Genomic DNA, 1,081 nt, shown 5'->3' on the forward strand with positions numbered 1-1,081 from the left:
GTCCTCATAGCAGGCGCTTGAGAAGTCTTCAAGCTGAAACTGCGCGCTTCCGTCGGCGATTAGCCGTCGGATGACTTCAGAAAGCGACGTCTTGCCACTGTTGTTGCGGCCCACGACGACTGTAGTAAGATCTTCCAAAGCAAGTTCGACATCCGAGAGAAGTCGGAAGTTCTTTATCTGAACATGGTGCAGCTTCATTTATCCCCCGAATTGGCAATTGAAGCGTTGGTTTCGGCGCGAGGCGAAGCGCCCAATTCTCATATCCGGCGGCGCGCTTAACGCTCCGGTACAACGCTCCGGCACTGACACCCTGCCCCCTCTCGCCGACCTGAGCGTGCCGCAGCTGGCGTCCACGAAAGGGGCGCGGCGGACCGCATTTGCGGGGAAGTGCCGCGCTACGAGTTTGCCCGCCTGATCCGGACAGACCGAAGATGAGGAGCTCATGTCGCCTTGCGGGATCAAGCGAACGCTATCCGCAATGCTTTGGCGCAGGTTGAGAGCGGTGTTGTCGACGAATCGTCGTCTGGTCTGGACTTACCCGGATAGTCCCGCGTGACGTACCTCTCCAAATGCGCTGCCGGACCATGAAGACTCGTGGTCACCAAGGGTTCTTCTCTTTCGATTTCTTCTGCTGGGAATATAGTCGATACGCAGTGGCCAACAGGAAGGTTCAATGCACTCCTATCCAGGTTGATAGGTGCCCTGGGCGCGTCAACAGGCGCAGTCGAGCACAATCTCCGTCCTTCTTGTCGGTTGGCCACGCAAGCATCTCACCAAGCGGTCCGGCATGGTCCCATTCACCACGGAAGTCCTGACGTTCCAGCGGCGAATCATCCTGACGGCTTCGGCGTCGATTGATGTCGCATGCGTCAGTTGGCAAGCGCAGACTCGTTCGAGAAACATCGCGTCCGGAACGACATCGGGATCAGCACTATATATGCCGTCGGTATCGGTCGCGATGATCAGGTCGGCCCCCACCCACCCAGCGACGAACGCCGCAATCGTATCCGAAGTCATCCGGTCGATGTCGATAACGTCGTTGACCGGCAAATTCAGAAGCACGTCGGACGGCGCGAAGACC

2 protein-coding genes are annotated in these 1,081 nt (G+C 58.0%); both read right to left on the reverse strand.

Going from position 1 to position 1,081, the window contains the following annotated elements; genetic code table 11:
- A partial coding sequence (locus AB4Y34_RS41655; RefSeq protein ID WP_176370190.1) for an AAA family ATPase occupies positions 1-198 on the reverse strand: 198 nt, incomplete at its 3' end.
- Positions 199-711: 513 nt separating this feature from the next.
- A partial coding sequence (locus tag AB4Y34_RS41660) for a hypothetical protein (RefSeq protein WP_368719284.1) occupies positions 712-1,081 on the reverse strand: 370 nt, incomplete at its 5' end.

The sequence above is a fragment of the Paraburkholderia sp. BR10954 genome, from assembly GCF_040965775.1.
Lineage (GTDB): Bacteria > Pseudomonadota > Gammaproteobacteria > Burkholderiales > Burkholderiaceae > Paraburkholderia > Paraburkholderia youngii.